Source organism: Brevundimonas vesicularis (assembly GCF_900445985.1).
In the GTDB taxonomy this organism is placed as follows: Bacteria; Pseudomonadota; Alphaproteobacteria; order Caulobacterales; family Caulobacteraceae; genus Brevundimonas; species Brevundimonas vesicularis_D.
Window position 1 is genome coordinate 436,528 of the sequence record NZ_UAQP01000005.1, and the last position, 17,124, is coordinate 453,651.

General features: G+C 66.8%; 18 protein-coding genes. 12 read left to right on the forward strand and 6 right to left on the reverse strand.

Features of this window, described 5'->3' with window-relative positions:
- Positions 1-59: 59 nt before the first annotated feature.
- The 9 genes from DT343_RS02220 (at position 60) to DT343_RS02260 (ending at position 7,378) form a co-directional block, all read left to right on the forward strand.
- Positions 60-1,853 carry a M3 family oligoendopeptidase gene (locus DT343_RS02220; RefSeq protein WP_112861581.1) on the forward strand — a complete coding sequence of 598 codons (1,794 nt, stop codon included), beginning with the start codon at positions 60-62 and terminating at the stop codon, positions 1,851-1,853.
- A 75-nt stretch (positions 1,854-1,928) separates the two neighbouring features.
- Entirely contained in the window at positions 1,929-2,201 is a 273-nt protein-coding gene (locus DT343_RS02225; protein ID WP_112861582.1) for an aa3-type cytochrome c oxidase subunit IV, read from the forward strand.
- Positions 2,202-2,331: 130 nt separating this feature from the next.
- Positions 2,332-3,471: a Re/Si-specific NAD(P)(+) transhydrogenase subunit alpha gene (locus DT343_RS02230; protein WP_112861583.1), complete on the forward strand. Its 1,140-nt coding sequence runs from the start codon at positions 2,332-2,334 to the stop codon at positions 3,469-3,471.
- Positions 3,471-3,809, forward strand: coding sequence for an NAD(P) transhydrogenase subunit alpha (locus tag DT343_RS02235; protein WP_112861584.1), 339 nt, complete (start codon positions 3,471-3,473; stop codon positions 3,807-3,809). Before DT343_RS02230 ends, DT343_RS02235 begins: the two co-directional genes overlap by 1 nt.
- Positions 3,806-4,114 (forward strand): hypothetical protein, encoded by a 309-nt coding sequence (locus DT343_RS02240; RefSeq protein ID WP_112861585.1) that lies wholly within the window; start codon positions 3,806-3,808, stop codon positions 4,112-4,114. The genes DT343_RS02235 and DT343_RS02240 overlap by 4 nt, the downstream gene beginning before the upstream one ends.
- The gene (locus tag DT343_RS02245; protein WP_112861586.1) at positions 4,111-4,377 is read left to right on the forward strand and encodes a hypothetical protein; all 267 of its coding nucleotides are present in this window, start codon (positions 4,111-4,113) and stop codon (positions 4,375-4,377) included. The genes DT343_RS02240 and DT343_RS02245 overlap by 4 nt, the downstream gene beginning before the upstream one ends.
- 13 nt (positions 4,378-4,390) lie before the next feature.
- The gene (locus DT343_RS02250; protein ID WP_112861587.1) at positions 4,391-5,812 is read left to right on the forward strand and encodes an NAD(P)(+) transhydrogenase (Re/Si-specific) subunit beta; all 1,422 of its coding nucleotides are present in this window, start codon (positions 4,391-4,393) and stop codon (positions 5,810-5,812) included.
- Positions 5,813-5,815: 3 nt separating this feature from the next.
- Positions 5,816-6,220, forward strand: coding sequence for a DUF1801 domain-containing protein (locus DT343_RS02255; RefSeq protein ID WP_112861588.1), 405 nt, complete (start codon positions 5,816-5,818; stop codon positions 6,218-6,220).
- Positions 6,221-6,271: 51 nt separating this feature from the next.
- Positions 6,272-7,378: an acyltransferase family protein gene (locus tag DT343_RS02260; RefSeq protein WP_112861589.1), complete on the forward strand. Its 1,107-nt coding sequence runs from the start codon at positions 6,272-6,274 to the stop codon at positions 7,376-7,378.
- A gap of 2 nt (positions 7,379-7,380) precedes the next feature.
- On the opposite strand, the gene DT343_RS02265 is transcribed toward DT343_RS02260, so the two are convergent.
- Positions 7,381-7,620 carry a hypothetical protein gene (locus tag DT343_RS02265; RefSeq protein WP_112861590.1) on the reverse strand — a complete coding sequence of 80 codons (240 nt, stop codon included), beginning with the start codon at positions 7,618-7,620 and terminating at the stop codon, positions 7,381-7,383.
- Between the two features lie 92 nt (positions 7,621-7,712).
- Here DT343_RS02265 and DT343_RS02270 point away from each other — a divergent pair, with 92 nt between their 5' ends.
- Complete coding sequence (locus tag DT343_RS02270) at positions 7,713-8,702, forward strand: helix-turn-helix transcriptional regulator (RefSeq protein ID WP_220116436.1); 990 nt, start codon at positions 7,713-7,715, stop codon at positions 8,700-8,702.
- A 72-nt stretch (positions 8,703-8,774) separates the two neighbouring features.
- A complete protein-coding gene (locus tag DT343_RS02275; protein WP_220116438.1) occupies positions 8,775-10,208 on the forward strand; it encodes a hypothetical protein in 1,434 nt (477 codons plus the stop codon).
- 57 nt (positions 10,209-10,265) lie between these two features.
- On the opposite strand, the gene DT343_RS02280 is transcribed toward DT343_RS02275, so the two are convergent.
- Together DT343_RS02280 and DT343_RS02285 are read right to left on the reverse strand one after the other, a co-directional pair.
- The gene (locus tag DT343_RS02280; protein ID WP_112861593.1) at positions 10,266-11,243 is read right to left on the reverse strand and encodes a DUF6607 family protein; all 978 of its coding nucleotides are present in this window, start codon (positions 11,241-11,243) and stop codon (positions 10,266-10,268) included.
- Positions 11,244-11,282: 39 nt separating this feature from the next.
- Positions 11,283-13,493, reverse strand: coding sequence for a TonB-dependent hemoglobin/transferrin/lactoferrin family receptor (locus tag DT343_RS02285; protein WP_112861594.1), 2,211 nt, complete (start codon positions 13,491-13,493; stop codon positions 11,283-11,285).
- A 109-nt stretch (positions 13,494-13,602) separates the two neighbouring features.
- On the opposite strand from DT343_RS02285, the gene DT343_RS02290 reads away from it, so the two are divergent.
- Positions 13,603-14,142 carry a hypothetical protein gene (locus DT343_RS02290; RefSeq protein WP_112861595.1) on the forward strand — a complete coding sequence of 180 codons (540 nt, stop codon included), beginning with the start codon at positions 13,603-13,605 and terminating at the stop codon, positions 14,140-14,142.
- Here DT343_RS02290 and ychF read toward each other — a convergent pair.
- The 3 genes from ychF to DT343_RS02305 all read right to left on the reverse strand — a co-directional run bounded on the left by ychF (position 14,135) and on the right by DT343_RS02305 (position 17,124).
- Entirely contained in the window at positions 14,135-15,229 is a 1,095-nt protein-coding gene (gene ychF, locus DT343_RS02295) for a redox-regulated ATPase YchF (RefSeq protein WP_112861596.1), read from the reverse strand. The genes DT343_RS02290 and ychF overlap by 8 nt on opposite strands.
- A 70-nt stretch (positions 15,230-15,299) precedes the next feature.
- Positions 15,300-15,791 carry a copper chaperone PCu(A)C gene (locus DT343_RS02300; protein ID WP_112861597.1) on the reverse strand — a complete coding sequence of 164 codons (492 nt, stop codon included), beginning with the start codon at positions 15,789-15,791 and terminating at the stop codon, positions 15,300-15,302.
- 13 nt (positions 15,792-15,804) lie between these two features.
- Positions 15,805-17,124, reverse strand: a complete 1,320-nt coding sequence (locus tag DT343_RS02305; protein WP_258522479.1) for a PepSY-associated TM helix domain-containing protein — start codon at positions 17,122-17,124, stop codon at positions 15,805-15,807.

Genomic DNA, 17,124 nt, shown 5'->3' on the forward strand with positions numbered 1-17,124 from the left:
ACGCCGAGAAAGCGTGAAGGGCGGTTGCAGCCGTCGCCGCGCATCCCCAGAACAGGGGCATGAACGCTCCCTTCAAGACGCCGAACACCGAAGCCCCGCTATGGGACCTGACCGACCTCTATGCGTCGCGCGACGACGCCAAGGTGGCCGCCGATCTGGAAAAGGCGAGGGGTCTGGTCGAGGCGTTGAACGGGCTGAAGGGCCGGCTGGCGGTGGATCAGGACGCCCAGGCGCTGGGCGAGGCGCTGGACCGGGCGATCCAGCTTTACGAGCAGGCGTCCGACGTGCTGGGCGCGCTGGGCGCCTATGCCTTCCTGTCGGCCTCGACCGCGCGTGATGATGCGACGGCGCAAGGGTTCGAGGCCGATGTGCGCGAGAAGATCACCGCCATCGCCACCCCGACCGTCTGGCTGACGCTGGAAATCAATCAGATCGACGATGCGGCGCTGGAAGAGGCGCTCACCGCCCATGCGGGCGCCGCGCGCTGGCGGCCTTGGTTGCGGCGGGTGCGGGCGATGAAACCGCACGAACTGTCGGCCGAACTGGAAACCTTCATCGCCGAGCGCGGCCCGATCACGGCCCAATGGCCGCGCCTGTTCGACGAGCAGCTGGCCGCCCTGCGTGCAAAGGCGGGCCATGAGGAACTGACGTTGGCCGAGGCGCTGAACCGCCTGTCGGACGCCAAACCCGCGCGCCGCAAGTCCGCCGCCGAGGGTCTGTCAGAGGCGCTGGCCGCCCGCGCCCCGACGCTGGCCCTGGTGCTGAACACCGTCGCCGCCGACAAGGCGATGGAGGATCGCTGGCGCGGTTTCAAACGTCCCGCCGACAGCCGTCACCTGGGCAACGAGGTGGACGGCGAGGCCGTGGATGCGATGGCCGAGGCTGTCGCCGCCGCCTATCCGCGCCTGTCGCATCGCTATTATGCGCTGAAGGCCAAGGCGATGGGCAAGGCGCGCCTGGACCACTGGGACCGCAACGCCCCGATCGAAACCACGACGCCGCGCGCCTTCACCTGGACCCAGGGGCGCGAGATCGTACTGGACAGTTTCTCGGACCTGGGCGGCGATTTCGCCGACCGGGCCGGCGGCTTCTTCGACAAGCCCTGGATCGACGGTCGGGCGCGGCCGGGCAAGCAGTCCGGCGCCTATGCCCACCCCGTCACCGCCGACCGCCACCCCTATGTTTTCCTGAACTGGATGGGCGAGCGGCGCGACGTCCTGACCTTGGCGCATGAGCTGGGTCATGGCGTCCACCAGACCCTGGCGGCCGATCAGGGCACGCTTCTGGCCGACACGCCCCTGACACTGGCGGAGACGGCGTCGATCTTCGCCGAGGGGCTGACGTTTGATCGTCTGCTGGCGACCGCGCCGAAGGCCGAGCAGCGCGGTTTGCTGGCCGGCCGGATTGAGGATGGTCTGAACACCGTCGTGCGCCAGATCGCCTTCCACCGGTTCGAGACCCGCTTCCACGACGAGCGACTGCAGGGCGAGGTTTCGCAACAGCGGATCAACCAGCTGTGGCTTGAGGAAATGGGCGCTTCGCTCGGGCCGTCGGTCAAGCTGAACCCGGGCTATGAACACTGGTGGGCTTACGTTAGCCACTTCGTCCATTCGCCCTTCTATGTCTACGCCTACGCGTTCGGCGACCTGCTAGTGGCGGCGCTGATGGAGGCGCGTCGCAACGATCCGGCCGGCTTCACGCCCCTTTATCGCGAGCTGCTGGCCGGCGGCGGATCGCGAACCTATGTCGAGGCGTTAAAGCCGTTCGGTCTGGACCCGCGCGATCCGGCCTTCTGGAGCGTCGGCTGTCAGAGGCTGGAGCGGCTGGTCGATCAGTTCGAGGCGCTGGCCTGACCAGGGCATGACTGTGGGCTTGAGCGGGGCGGTCGCCTCGGTGTAAGTCCGCGATAACGACGAGGGGATTCCACAATGGCCGACCTGCACGACACCGCCAACGCACCTGCCGACGCCGATGCGCAAGCCTATCTGCACGGCCATATGGAAGTGCGCGAACAGGTCGCGACCTATCGCCTGTTCCTGAACCTGGCCAAGTGGGGCAGCCTGGCCATCGCCGTGCTGCTGCTCTTCCTGACCCTGTGGTTCCACCCGGGCGGCAGCTTTATGGCCGCCGTCATCGGCGCGGTCTTTCTGGGCGGCGTCGGCTTCGTGGCGCTGAAGTCCAAACCCGGCGCCGCACACTGAGCCTTGCAGAGGATCGCCTCGCGGCGGTCTGAAATCACGCGCTCTCGCCAAGCTTTGGCATAACCGTGCTTTGACGGCTGGCGCCGGAACGGCCTAACCTTCGTTCAACGAAAAGAACGAGGGGATTCGCTTGGCCGTCGCTATCGCCGTCACCCGTGAACGTCGCGAAGGCGAGACGCGCTGCGCCGTCACGCCCGAGACGGTTAAGAAGCTGATCGCCCTGGGGGCGACCGTCACGGTCGAGGCCGGGACAGGCCTGGGCTCCTCCATTCCCGACGCCGACTACGCCGCCGCCGGAGCGACGGTGAAGCCGGACACCCGCGCCGTGCTCGACGGCGCCGACATCTTGCTGAAGGTGCGCGGCCCCACGGCCCAGGAAACCAGCGCGCTGAAGCCCGGCGCCGTCGTCATCGCCATGCTGGACGCCTATCGCGACAAGGCTGCGGTCGATGCCCTGGCCGGGGCTGGCGCCACCGCCTTCGCCATGGAGTTCGTGCCCCGCATCACCCGTGCCCAGGTCATGGACGTCCTGTCGTCACAGGCGAACCTGGCCGGATATCGCGCGGTGATCGAGGCGGCTTATGCCTATGGCAAGGGTTTCCCGATGATGATGACGGCGGCCGGCACCGTCGCCGCCGCAAAGGTCTTCATCATGGGCGTGGGCGTCGCGGGCTTGCAGGCCATCGCCACCGCGCGTCGCCTGGGCGCCGTCGTCACCGCCACCGACGTCCGCCCCGCGACCAAGGAACAGGTCGAAAGCCTGGGCGCCAAATTCCTGGCCGTCGAGGACGAGGAGTTCAAGAACGCCCAGACGGCCGGCGGCTACGCCAAACCCATGTCGGCCGAATACCAGGCCAAACAGGCCGAACTGACCGCCGGCCACGTGGTCAAGCAAGACATCGTCATCACCACGGCCCTGATCCCCGGCCGCGCCGCCCCGGTGCTGCTGACCGCCGCCCATGTCGCCGCGATGAAGCCTGGCTCAGTCATCATCGATCTGGCAGTCGAGGCGGGCGGCAATGTCGAGGGCTCCAAGCTGAACGAGGTCGTGACCACTGCGAACGGCGTCACCATCGTCGGCTGGTCGAACCTGCCCGGCCGCATCGCCGCCGACGCCAGCGCCCTCTACGCTCGCAACCTGACCGCCTTTGTGGGCCTGTTGGTCAAGGACGCGGTTCTGGCCGTGGATCTCGAAGACGAGATCCTGAAGGCGGCGGTGGTCACCCATGCCGGCGCCGTGGTGCATGAAGGTTTGAAGGGAACACATTGATGGAACACGTCGATCCCACCGTCTTCCGCCTGGCCATCTTCGTGCTGGCGATCTTCGTCGGCTATTACGTCGTCTGGAGCGTGACGCCGGCCCTGCATACGCCGCTGATGGCCGTGACCAACGCCATTTCCAGCGTCATCATCGTCGGCGGCCTGATCGCGGCGGCGGCCGTATCCGGTGACGCGACCGGCCCCAGCGCCTGGATCGCTAAGGGCGCGGGCGTGCTCGCCGTCACCCTGGCCAGCGTCAATATCTTCGGCGGCTTCATGGTCACGCGGCGAATGCTGGCCATGTACAAGAAGAAGGAGCGGCCCGTCGCTCCCAAGGGGGCGAAGTGAACGGTTTGCCGATGGACGCGGTCGTGACGGCGATCGGGGCCGTCGTCATAGCTTTAGTGATCGTGTTGGTGATTTTTAGCGGTCGCATTTCAAAGACCGTGCGATCCACCGTGGAGATTGTCGTCGGTATTCTCTTGTTTCCGACCGTAACCGGACTTTGGGCCTGGCGGGCGATCGAAGGCGTGAGAGATCGTGATTGGCTCTACGCAGGTCTGATGGCCGTCGCTGCTGCGGTATTTGCTGTAACTGGCTTCTACGCCATTCGACGCCGTACCTTGACGCCTTTTGCCAGGCGTCCGAAATGACCGACGCCGCGCAGATCGCCGTCACCGGGTCCTGGGTCGCGACCGGCATCGGCTTCGGCCTGTGGCTGTATGGCTGGTTCGGGACCAAAACTCCGATCAAGCGCCAGCGGCTGCACGACTGCGGCATCGCCCTGGTCTTCTCGGCCATTCTGGTTCGGGTGGTGACGCAGGACCGGCCGCTAGGCGTCTTCGAATGGGCCCTGTTCTTCATCGGCCCGCTGTTCATCGCCGCCGCCCTGTGGCGGTTGGCCCGCACGTCTTGAGGGGAGGGGCGTGATGAACGCATCACTGGCCGCATTGGCCTATCTGGTTTCGGGCGTCCTGTTCATCCTGTCGCTGCGGGGGCTGTCCAGCCCGGAGACCAGCCGTCAGGGCAACACCTTCGGCATGGTCGGCATGGCGCTGGCCATCGGCGTGACCCTGCTGACGCTGGGCACGACGGGGGCGCTGGATAGCGTGACCCTGGCCCTGATCGCGGGCGGCGTCATCGTCGGCGGCGGAGCGGGCGCCCTGATCGCCAAACGCGTGGCCATGACCGACATGCCGCAGCTGGTCGCGGCCTTTCACAGTCTGGTCGGCATGGCCGCCTGCCTCGTCGCCATCGGCGCCATCTATGCGCCCGAGGCCTTTGGGATCCTGTCCGACGACGGAAACGGCATCAAGACGCTGTCGATCATCGAACTCAGCCTCGGCGTCGCCATCGGGGCCATCACCTTCACCGGTTCGGTCATCGCCTTCGCCAAACTGAATGGCAACATGAGCGGGGCGCCGATCATCCTGCCGGCGCGGCATCTGATCAATGTCGGCCTGGCGCTGGGTCTGGTCTTCCTGATCGGCATCCTGATCGGAACGAACGGCGCGGCGACCTGGGCCTTCTGGGGCGTCTTCCTGATCGCGCTGGTGTTGGGCGCGACCCTGATCATTCCCATCGGTGGGGCCGACATGCCGGTGGTGGTGTCGATGCTGAACTCCTACTCCGGCTGGGCAGCGGCGGCGCTGGGTTTCACGCTGGAGAACATCGCCCTGATCATCACCGGCGCCCTGGTCGGATCGTCGGGCGCTATCCTCAGCTACATCATGTGCAAGGGCATGAACCGCAGCTTCATCAGCGTCATCCTGGGCGGCTTCGGCGGCGGCGATGCGGCGGCCGGGCCCGGCGGCGCCAAGGAGACGCGGCCGGTCAAACAGGGCTCGGCCGAGGACGCCGCCTTCATCATGAAGAATGCGTCCAAGGTCATCATCGTGCCCGGCTACGGCATGGCGGTGGCCCAGGCCCAGCATGCGCTGCGTGAAATGGCCGACAAGTTGAAGGAGGAAGGCGTGGAGGTGAAATACGCCATCCACCCCGTCGCCGGTCGGATGCCGGGCCATATGAACGTCCTGCTGGCCGAGGCCAACGTTCCCTATGACGAGGTGTTCGAACTGGAGGACATCAACGCCGAGTTCGCCACCGCCGACGTCGCCTTCGTCATCGGCGCCAATGACGTGACCAACCCGGCGGCCAAGACCGACCCGACCAGCGCCATCTACGGCATGCCGATCCTGGACGTGGAAAAGGCCGGCACCGTCCTGTTCATCAAGCGCGGCATGGGCTCGGGCTATGCCGGGGTCGAGAACGAACTCTTCTTCCGCGACAACACCATGATGCTGTTCGCCGACGCCAAGAAGATGGTCGAAGGGATCGTGAAGGGGCTTTGAGCCATGGCCAGCACGCCCAAGACCGGCCCCACAGACGCCTCTGTCGATGCCTTCCTGTCTGCGATCGACGATCCACGCCGACGGTCTGATGCTCATGCCGTCTCCGCAATGATGGCTCAGATCACGGGTGAACCGGCCGTGCTCTGGGGATCGTCCATCGTCGGGTTCGGCCACGACGGCGCCCCCAAGGGCGGCTGGCCGCTGATCAGCTTCTCGCCGCGAAAAGCCAACCTGGTGCTTTATGTCGCTGGGGATTTCCCTGAACGAGCCGAGCTTATCGCCCGCTTGGGCAAGGTGAAGACCGGCGTGGGCTGCCTCTATGTTTCGCGTCTGGAAGATGTCGATCAGGCGGTTCTGCGGGACCTTTGCGGTCGCGCTGTTCGCGCGGTCAAAGCCAGCTCGGACTGAAGTCTCTTCAGACCCCTATCGCGCAACCTTGACCGGCGCTATCACGCGTCCGTGAACACCCTGTCCGAACCTCTTCCTGCCGCCCATCGCCGTTTTGAGGCTTTGGATTCCCTGCGGGGTGTGTGCGCCATCCTTGTCGTGATGTTTCACATGCCGGTTGCAAGTCATTGGCGCGACTGGGGTTTCATTCAGCATTCCTATCTGTTCGTCGACTATTTCTTCGTCCTGTCGGGCTTCGTCATCGCCCATGCCTATGCGAATCGACTGCAGTCGGGACGCGACGCCGGGCGGTTCATGGTGCGGCGCTTCGGGCGGATCTGGCCGCTGCATCTGCTGATGCTGGCGGCCTTCATCGGGTTGGAGCTGGCGCGGCTTGTATTCCATTTCGACAGCGCGCCGCCTTTCACGCGGGATCGATCGATCGAGGCGATCTTCACCAATCTGGCGCTGATCCAGGCCTGGCATGTGCATCCCTATCTGACCTGGAACGGGCCGTCGTGGACGCTCAGCGCCGAATGGGCCTGCTATCTGATCTTCGCGGGCCTGGTGCTGATTGCGCCCAAGCGTTTCCGCTGGATCGGGCTGGTGCTGGCGATCATCGGCGGTGTGCTGGTGCTCAGCTACGCTCGGCGCTGGATGAACACGACCTATGACTTCGCTGTGCCGCGCGCGGTCTATGGCTTCTTCCTGGGCTGTTTGCTGCAGGGGCTCTGGACACGCCTTCCGCGGCTCAAGGGCGGCGTCGCGACGCTTTTGGAGATCGCGGCCATCGTCGCGGCCTGCGTCTTCATCGGCTATGCTCAGGGGCCGATCACCGTGGCCGTCACCTTGATCTTCGTGGCGCTAATCTGGGTCTTCGCCGGCGAGGAGGGGGCGCTGTCACGCGTGCTGGACCATCCGGCTCTGGTCACCCTGGGGCGGTGGTCGTTCGCCATCTACATGGTCCACATGTTTATCCTGACCGTGATGATGATCGTGGCCAGAAAGCTGGACCTGGTCCCGGTTCGTCGCATCGACTTCGGCTCGGTCTGGCTTAACGACCTGTTCGCCGTCGCCATGTTCGGCTTCATCGTCGCCGTCGCCGTCGTGGCGCACCGACTGGTCGAGCAGCCGGCCCAGCGCATGATCGACCGCTGGACCAAGCCGAAGGCGGCCTGAGTTCAGGCGGCCATTCGCCATTCCGACGCCATGTCGCCGGCCCGGCCTTCGTCCCACAGCATGTCCTCGTCCGAATAGCGGCTGCTGGCGGCGGCCGAGATGACGTCCACCACCTGTTCCTCCAGCCGATCCCAGATCACGGCGAGGTCGGACGACCCATCGGCCTCGCACGGGACTATGACGTAGCGGCTGGCGTTGACGGCCGAATGAGCGAGCGAAGGGGTGGGTTGGAAGTGCGCCATCTGATGATCTCCTGAAGCGGGGGGCCTCTTGTCGATGATGTCGTTATGAAGCAGTGTTGCGTCAGAAACGGACGTAGGGATCGGCGAAGACTTTGAGACACGACAAGGCGGCGATGGTGATCGATCTGGCGCGCCGCATGGCCGCCAGCGCCGAAGGGCTGAGCCTGGACGAGATCGCGCGCGACATGCGCGTCGGCCGTCGCACCGCCGAGCGGATGCGCGACGCCGTGCTGATGCTGTTCCCGCAGGTGGACGAGGTCTCCGATCCGCCGTCAAAACGCTGGCGCATCCGGGGCGGGCTGTCGGCGTTCGAACAGGCCCCGACGGCGACCGAAATGCTGGAACTGTCCAAGGCCGCGACCGCCCTGCGCGCCGCCGGCGAACCGGCGCGCGCCACGGCGCTGGAGGGGCTGGAGCGCAAGCTGAAGGCGGCGATGCGGTCGACCACTCTGAACCGGATGGCGCCGGATCTGGAGGCCCTGGTCCGGGCCGAAACCATTGCGGTCCAGGCCGGCCCGCGACCCTCCGCCGACGAGGCCATGCTGACCGCCATTCGCGCGGCGGTGCTGGCGCAACAGCCGCTGGGCTTCACCTATTCCCGTCCGGGCGCCGAGCCGCGTCGGCGCAGCGTGGCGCCGTGCGGCGTCATGTTCGGCCGGGTCAACTATCTGGTCGCCGCCGACCGCGAGACCGGCCGCATCCAGACCTTTCGCCTGGACCGGATGAGCCAAGTCGCCCCGCAGGAAGGGATGGCCGTGCCGCCCGCCGATTTCGACCTCGGCGTCTTCGCAAGCCAGTCCTTCGGCATCTATCAGGACGAGATCGAGGATGTCGTGCTGCGCATCATGCCCGAGGGCGCTGCCGAGGCCAGGGGCTGGCGCTGGCACCCGACCCAGTCGTTCGAAGATCAGTCGGACGGCGGCGTGATCGTGCGGTTCCGCGCCTCGGGCATGCGTGAGCTGGCCTGGCATCTGTTCACCTGGGGCGAGCAGGTGCAGATCCTGGCGCCGGAGCGGCTGAAGGCCGTGATGGCCGGCGAACTGGCGGCGGCGGGCCGCGCCTTGGAACGGGCCTCAGCCTGACGAAACCGTAAGCTGACGCGGCGCGTTGACGACCGCTAGGCTTCGCGCCGAGCGCCCTTCAGGAGATCGCCCTTGCGCGTCCACGCTTTCGCTTCTTCCGCCGTTCTAGCCCTCGCCCTAATGAGCGGCGCGTGCGCCGCCGGGCCCATGTCGGCGCCGGCGACCTTTCAGGAGGAGGGCGGACCCCAGGTGACGGTGACCCGCGACGGCGATCACCTGAACATCGACTATCGCTTCGGGCGCGATGTGCCGGTCTGGGCCTTCCAGGATTCGGCGCTGGAACAGGATTCGCGCCAGCCCTGGCGGCCGCGCCAATGGACGGTCGAGACGCCCGGCGTCGTCATGGAGCGACGCGGCCATTACGACATCATCCGCAGCACGGACGGCGGTCCCGTGCCGCGCGAGGTCCGCTTGCGCGTTCGGCCACAGGCGGTGGATCTGGAGGCCGAATATCCGACCCTGCTGTTCTCCAATGGCGCCGTGGCCCTGCCGACGCGGCAACTGGATGTCTTCGCCTTGCCGTCGGCCCAGGCGGCCGAGCAGGTGCCGGACGACCTGAACCGAATCCGCCTGGATGGCGGCCCCTCGCGCGTGACGTGGCGGGACGAGAACGGACCCGTCTTGTTCAACGGCCGCCGCCGCGACGAACTGACCACGACGGACGAGCGCAGCTATGTCCTGCTGGGCGAGGCGACGGTGACGCCGGGCGATGGCCTGTCGACCGTCATGGACCCCAACCTGCCGCCGTGGATCGGCGAGGAGATCCGGGGCTTTGCGCCGCGTGTCGGTCACTATTATCGCGATCGCCTCGGCGCGCCAGGCTCCGGCGGCGATACGCCCATCGTCATGGTGGCCTGGAACGGGCCGACCGAAAGCATGACGAGCATGGGCGGCAGCGTCCTTCCGGGCCTGATCGTCATGTCGTTCGAGGGGCGGGGCGTGACCTCGCCGCAGCCGGAAATCGTGGAGCGTTCGCGCTGGTTCATCGGCCATGAGGGGGCGCATTTTTGGCTGGGACAGACGGTGCGATACGCCTTCGCCGACGAGGCCTGGATCACCGAGGGCGGGGCCGACCTGATGGCCGTGCGCGCCCTGAAGGCCCTCGATGCAAACTATGACGACCGGGCCGAGCTTCAGTCCGAGGTGGACGACTGCGTCAGCCTGGCGCGCAAGCCGGTCGCCCAGGCCGGCGCCCGGGGCGAACACCGCGCCTATTACGCCTGCGGGGCCGTCTTCGCCTTGGCGGCGGAGGGCGCGCAACGCCAGCGGACCGGCGGCGACTGGTTCGACTTCCTCAGACCCCTGTTGCGTCAACCGGACAGCGTGCTCAGCCGCGAGGAATGGCTGACGGCCCTGACCCGCACATCGCGCGACCCGTCGCTGCGCGGCGATGTCGAGCGGCTGCTGGACCAGGGCGCGTCCGATCCGTCCGCCGTCATCGCGCGCCTGTTCCAGCGCACCGGCGTGGCCTTCCGCATGATCGACGGCCGCGTGGTTCTGAGCTGACGCAAAACGGCGACCGGATGAAGCGGCCGCCGTCTCACGCTCCGCGCTGGGGGATGGTCAGTGCGGCGTCGTGGCCTCGGCGATCAGGGCGCGAGCCTTGGCGATGGCGTCCACCTCGGTCGTTTTGCCGTCTGCGATCTGTTGCGCCAGATCCATCAACGGCCTGCCGGTGACGGAGCCCGTGTCTCCGGCCTCCTGCAGATGGACGCCGTTATGGGCGGCGATGGCGGCGTCCCAGGCGTCGCGCACGGCGGCCCAGAAGCCTTGGGTCTTGATCCAGTAGTCGTCGCCGGCTTGGGGTGAATAGCTGGTGGAGCGGTCGTAGGTGTTGATGACGTCTTCCTGGACGATGGCGATGGGTTCGCCGCCGGCCCTGCCCGACATCTTCATATTGTCCTGGATATGCACCCAGCCGTCCGGCGTCAGGATGTGACGGTTCGTGCCCAGATAGCGGTCATAGACGGGATTGCGAACCGCATCGCGACGCGCCAGCGGCCGCCACGTGGCGTTCGAGGTCCAGGCCGAAAGGCCGTTGTCATAGGTCCAGCGGCCGACGCCGCCGTAGCGAGGCGAATCGTCGGTCTGCCACACCGTTTGTGACCAGGCGCCGGCGCGCTCGGTCTCGGGCACCGCCGTCAGCGTCCACTGGTTCGGCCCGGCATAGGTCAGGACCGTCTGGGGCTGATAGACCCAGTCGTGACGCCAGTGTTTGATGACCATCACCTGGCCCTCATGCTCCATCACCAGGATGTGTTGAAGACTGATGCGGTCGCCCTTGTCGTAGACGACGCGCACGATCTCGCTGCCGCCCGACAGCTTCTCTTCCAGCGGGTCGTAATCGGCGCGGAAGCTCACGTTCTCGCGCATGTCGAAGTGGACGCGGTACTGACCGGCCTGGGCCAGGATCGACTGGCGATCCAGTTCGAAGACGTTGGCCGGTGTCGCAGTCGCCGTGGTCGTGGCGGTCGCCTGCTGGGCCAGGGCGGCCGGAGCCGTCGTCGTCAGCAGGGCGGCGGCGATCAGAATGGCGCGCATCGGGCGGCTCCTTGAAGTAGGGGAAGATTTCATGGTCGCTTACAGGCGCAGGGTCAGGGAGACGCCGAAGTTGCGGCCCGGCTGGGTGTAGGCATCCTTGACGGCGGATGTGGCGGACAGACCGCGCACATCGCTCCACCAGCCATAGGTCTCGTCAAAGACGTTGAAGGCGCCGGCGCGCAGCGTCGTCCGCTCCGTCACATTCCAATAGGCTGTCAGGTCCAGCAGGGTGAAGCTGTCGCCCAGATAGCAGGCGTTCGCACACGACAGATTATAGGTCGTCTGGTCCTTCTTGCCCGACCAGGTGACGGTCGCCGATCCGCCCCAGGCGCCAGACGGCGCAGCGTAGTTCAGGCCCGCGACCACCTTCACCGGATCGACGCTGCCAAGCGCCGTTCGACGGCCATCAGTGGTCTGCTCGCCCTCGGCGTAGGCGGCCGAGCCGATCAGGCTGAAGCCGTTTTCCCAATACAGGTCGGCGCGCGCTTCCAGCCCCCGGATGTCAACCTCGGTCAGGTTCACGTACTGATAGACCAGCGGATCGACGCCAGGGACGCCCGTGCCGCTGACTGCGACCTGGTCGATGAAGTCGTCATAGTGTGTGGCGAAGGCGGTGGTGTTCAGCCGCATCTTGCCGCCCGCCACATCGATGTCGCGCAGACGGAAACCGGCCTCGACGCTCTCGCTGGTCTCGGGCGACAGGTTCGGGTTCGGGATCGAGCGATAGCCGAAGACCGGATTCTCGAAATAGTTGTTCACCTGCATAGGCGACGGCGCACGGAAGCCCAGGCTGTAGTTGGCGAAGACGCCCAGGTGCGCCCCGGTCCAATAGACCACGCCCAGCTTGGGCGAGATGTGATCGTCGCTCTGAGCTGAGGCGGCGGCGGGGAACTGGGCGTCGACCTTGGGCGATAGATCATACCAATCGTAACGGACGGCCGGGATGATGCTGAGCGCCCCATTCAGCAGTTCGATCTCGTCCTGCACGAACAGGCCGGCCAGCTGGAACTCGGTCTTGGGGAAGGCGCGGATGGGGAACGTCTCACCCACCGGCGGGGTCACGCCGTCGCGGAGGCCTTCCTGTTTCGTCATCGACCAGTCGCCGCCGAAGGTGACGCGGTGCTGAACCGCGCTTCCCTCGCCAAAGACGCGGGCACCTTGGGCGGCGAAGCCATAGACGGTGTTGTCGAAGGTGGTGTCGCGCACGCGGTCGGCCAGGGTCGCGCGATCCTCGAAGGTGTACTGGCGCGTGGTGGCGTCCTGCCAATAGACGGAGACCGAGCCGTCGCTGAGGCCTGCGAAGTCCTGGAAGCGCCAGTCCCCGCTGACGCGGTCGCGCTGGGTTTCGTCGTGGGCGGTGACGGCCAAAACGGTCGCCGAGCGGCTGCTCAGCGCGTCGCCGTCCATCTCCGAATCCAGATGGTCATAGGTCAGGCGCAGGGTGTGGTTCGGGTTCACCTCCCACACCAGCTTGCCGAGATAGGCTTTGGAGCTGAAATCCTGAGGGTTGGGTTCGGTACGGGTCGCGCCGACGCCTGCGACCGATCCTTTGTTCTCCGTCTCTTGCGCATCGCGACGCGTATAGGCCAACAGGCCCGACAGCGATCCTGACCGACCGGCGAAGGCCACGCCCTCGGTCCAGCCTTCGTCTGCAGAGTTGTAGGCCACGCGACCGCGTGCGCCGAAGGTCTGGTCGCCGGTCAGGAAGTCGTACGGATCCTTGGTCGTGAAGGCCACGGCGCCGGCGATGCCGTCAGAGCCGTAAAGCGCAGAGGCCGGGCCGCGCAGGATTTCGACCGACTTGACCAGATCCAGATCGTTGTAACCGCCACGACCCACCGCCTGCGCCCCGAAAGAGAAGCCCGCAGGAAAGCGCACGCCATCGTTGATGATCAGCACCCGGTCGCCGCCCATGCCGCGAATGGTGAAGCCGGAGTTGGCGTCGCGGCCCGCGCCGGACAGGGCCAGGCTGAACCGCGCAGGGGAGGTGGGGACGCTGACGCCCGGCTCGAACCGGATCAGGTCCTTGATGTCCGCCGCCAGCAGGCTCTCGATCTGCTCGGCGTCGATGACGCTCACCGTGCCGGGGACATTCGACGCCAGGCGCCGCGAACGGGTTCCCAGGACGACGACCGGATCGACCTCAGTGGCGGGCGAGACGGTGACGGGCGTTTCGGCGCGAACGGGCTGGGCGATCAGGGCCGACCCAATGGCGGTCGCGGCGGTGGAAAGGAGGAAGAGAGTACGCATCAATAGCCCCGCTTAGTGATTGGCAGGGTGTTAATGCGAACGATTATCAGAATCAACCGCAATAATTGGGTGTGTTGAACCTGAACCTTGGCCGTTGCGTTGTGGCGAGATGAAAACGGCCCTGCTTCCGGCGCTTGGCGCCTTCGCCCTCCTTGCGGCCTGTGGAGACGATCGGGTCAATCCGCCGAATGAACCGGCCGCGCCGCTTCACACGCCCGAAGCCATGCAGCCGGTCGAGGCGCCGGGACCGTCATCGCTGGCGTCTCGCGGGCCGCGCAGTTTCGTGGGCGTGTGGGCGGCGAATCCCGCCTGGTGCGCTCGGCCGCAGGGCCAGAACAGTCCCATCACCATCACGCCGATGCGGTTCGACGCCTATGACCGCAAGTGCGACATCACGCGAATAGACGAGCGGGGCTCAGGCTACGTCGCCGCCCTGTCGTGCATGGCGCAGGGCCGGGCCGTGAGCGAGCGTGTGCATATGGGCGCAGCCGGAGACGTGCTGACCCTGACCTATGTGGATCGCGATATGCTGACAGCCAAGCTGGCGCGTTGCCCGGCGTCGCCGCGCGCGCCCGAACCCGACAATCCGTTGGCGAAGATGATGAAGAAGGACGGGGCCGAAACCCCGCCTGCCGCGCCGCCTAGTTGAACAGGAAGTTCATCACGTCGCCGTCCTTGACGACATAGGACTTGCCTTCGGCGCGAAGCTTGCCCGCCTCGCGCGCCTTGGCTTCCCCACGCAGAGCGACAAAGTCGTCGAAGGCGATGGTCTCGGCGCGGATGAAGCCCTTTTCGAAGTCGGTGTGGATCACGCCGGCGGCCTGGGGCGCGGTGTCGCCGACATTGATGGTCCAGGCGCGGGCTTCCTTGGGCCCGACCGTGAAATAGGTCTGCAGGCCCAGCAGCTTATAGGCCTCACGGATCAGACGGTTCAGGCCGGGCTCTTCCAGACCCAGGGTCTCCAGGAACTCCTTCTGCTCCTCGTCGTCCAGTACGGCGATCTCGGACTCGATCTGGGCCGAGATGACGACCGAGTTGGCGTTGTCCTGGGCGGCGCGGGCCGCGACCTTGTCGGACAGGTCGTTGCCCTTGTCGGCCGAGCCTTCCTCGACGTTCGAGACATAGAGGGCGGGAAGCGCGGTAAGCAGTTGCAGCATGTGCCAGGCCTTGATGTCCTCCTTGGACACCTCGGCGGTGCGGGCGGGCTTGCCGGCGTTCAGCTGGGCCAGGGCCAGATCGACCAGCTTCAGCGTCAGGGCCGACTCCTTGTCGCCGCCCTTAGCGCGCTTCTCCAGCTGCGGCCGCCGGCGCTCCAGGCTTTCCATGTCGGCCAGCATCAGTTCGGTCTCGATGATCTCCAGATCGGCGATCGGATCGATGCGGTCCTCGACGTGGGTGATGTCGTCATCGACGAAGCAGCGCGCGACGAAGGCCACGGCGTCGCAGTCGCGGATGTTGGCCAGGAACTGGTTGCCCAGGCCTTCGCCCTTGGACGCGCCACGCACCAGACCGGCGACGTCGACGAAGGTGATGCGGGCCGGGATGATCTCTTTCGAACCGGCGATCTCGGCCAGGGCGTTCAGACGCGCCTCGGGCACCGCCACGTCGCCGGTGTTCGGCTCGATGGTGCAGAACGGATAGTTGGCCGCCTGGGCCGCCGCCGTCTTGGTCAGGGCGTTGAACAGGGTGGACTTGCCGACGTTGGGCAGGCCGACGATCGCGACTTTAAGAGCCATGGTATTCCTCGTGAGGCGCGAGCCTTTAGCGGGTTCAGAACCGTTTGTCAGGCTCGCGCTTCAACTGAGGTCAGTGGGCGCCGTGATCCATGCCTTCCATGGCCGGTTGGCGAACCTGCGCCTGAACCGTGATCGCCGGCGCCGAAGCGAACTGCAAGGTCAGGGGCACGGTCTCGCCGGCCACCAGAGGCGCCGTCAGGCCGATCAGCATCAGGTGGTTGCCGCCCGGCGCCAGGGCCACGGCCTGACCGGCGGGCAGGGGCAGGCCCGCCGTCAGCTCGGCCATCTTCATCATGCCGTTCTCGGTCTTCATCTCGTGGACCTGAAGCGATCCGGCGCGCGGCGTCGATCCGCCCATCAGCCGGTCGTCGGTCGCGGCGGTCAGGGTGACGTAGCAGCCGCCGGCCTTGGCCCCGTTCGGCGACGGGCGGCACCAGGCGTCGGTGGCGGTCACGGCGGCGGTCGCCGTCGGCGTCTCCGCGGCGGGCGCCTTGGCCGGCTCGGACGGATTGCAGGCCGCCAGCGACAGGGCGGCGGCGGCAAGGGCGAGTTTGATCTTCATGGCGTCAGGTCTTTCACGAGGCGGCGGAACGGCGCCGGATCATCGGTCGTAGGGCTCGGTCGAGCAATACGGCCGCGATCAGGCTCAGTCCCGTCAGGGGATAGAGGATGGCGAGGGGCAGGACGATGCCCAGGACAGCGGCGCGCGCACGCGGTCCCGGCGGGGCGGGCGGCGCGCCCAGGCGTCGGCGCGACAGATTGGGCGGGCGGCGCTTCCACCACATGACCAGGCCGCTGATCGCCAGCAGCCAAACGCCGATGCAGCCCAGCAGCATGACGATGCGGTTCGCCTGGCCGAACTGCGTGCCCTGGTGCGTATAGATGCCGAACTCGATGGCCTTTGCGCCGGCGCCGAACTGGTCATAGCCGATGTCGCCCAGCAGCCGCCCGGAGGCCGCATCGACATAGAGCGACCGGCTGTCCTGAACCCGTGTCGCCTGGGTCGTCAGCGTATAGGCGGTGTCGTCAGCCTTGGGGATGTTCACCGCATAGGGCAGCGCCAGGCTGGCCTGATCCGCGACCCGCAGAACCTGCGCCAGGCCGCCATGGCCGGCGTGGTCGTGGGTCATCACCATGCCCTCCATGGTCCAACCGGCCCCGACCGGCGCATCGTGGTGCTGCGCCCTTTGCCAGGCGCCGGCGACGGGGGCGGGCGGCCGCCCCAGCCCCGTCTCCTTGACCGCCCCCATGACCTTGTCGCCCCAGACCGCCGACCACGGCATGCCGGTCACGGCCAGAAACAGCACGACCCCGCCGACATAGAACCCCGTCAGCGCATGCAGGTCGCGCCAGAACGGCCGGCGGCGGCTGTCGGTCGTCTGCGGCGCAAAGGTCGCGACGCCCCGCCCGCGCGGCCACCACAGATAGAGGCCTGTGGCGAACAGGATGATCGTCCAGCCGGCGACGATCTCGACCAGAATGTTGAACGGCCGCCCCAGCAAGGTCAGGCTGTGCGTCTTCTTGACCAGCTCCATGAACCCGCCCGCCGGAATGACCCCGGTGGCCCGGCCGGTGTGCGGATCGACGAAGACCGTCTTCTGCACCCCATCCGGTCGATCGACCCTGATCCGGATCGCCTGATCGTCACGCGCGGGCATGATCAGGTTGGCGACGCGCCCCCCGCCTGCGGCCTGGGCGGCCGAAGCCACCCACGCATCCGGCGACGCTTGAGCCTGAACCGCCGGCACGCGGATCATGTCGCGATACAGAAAGCCGTCGATCTCATCCTTGAACAGATAAAGCCCCCCAGTCAGGGCCAGCAGCATCAGCACCGGCATGACGAAGACGCCGGCGTAGAAATGCCAGCGCCAGACCGCGCGATAGGCGTCGGACAT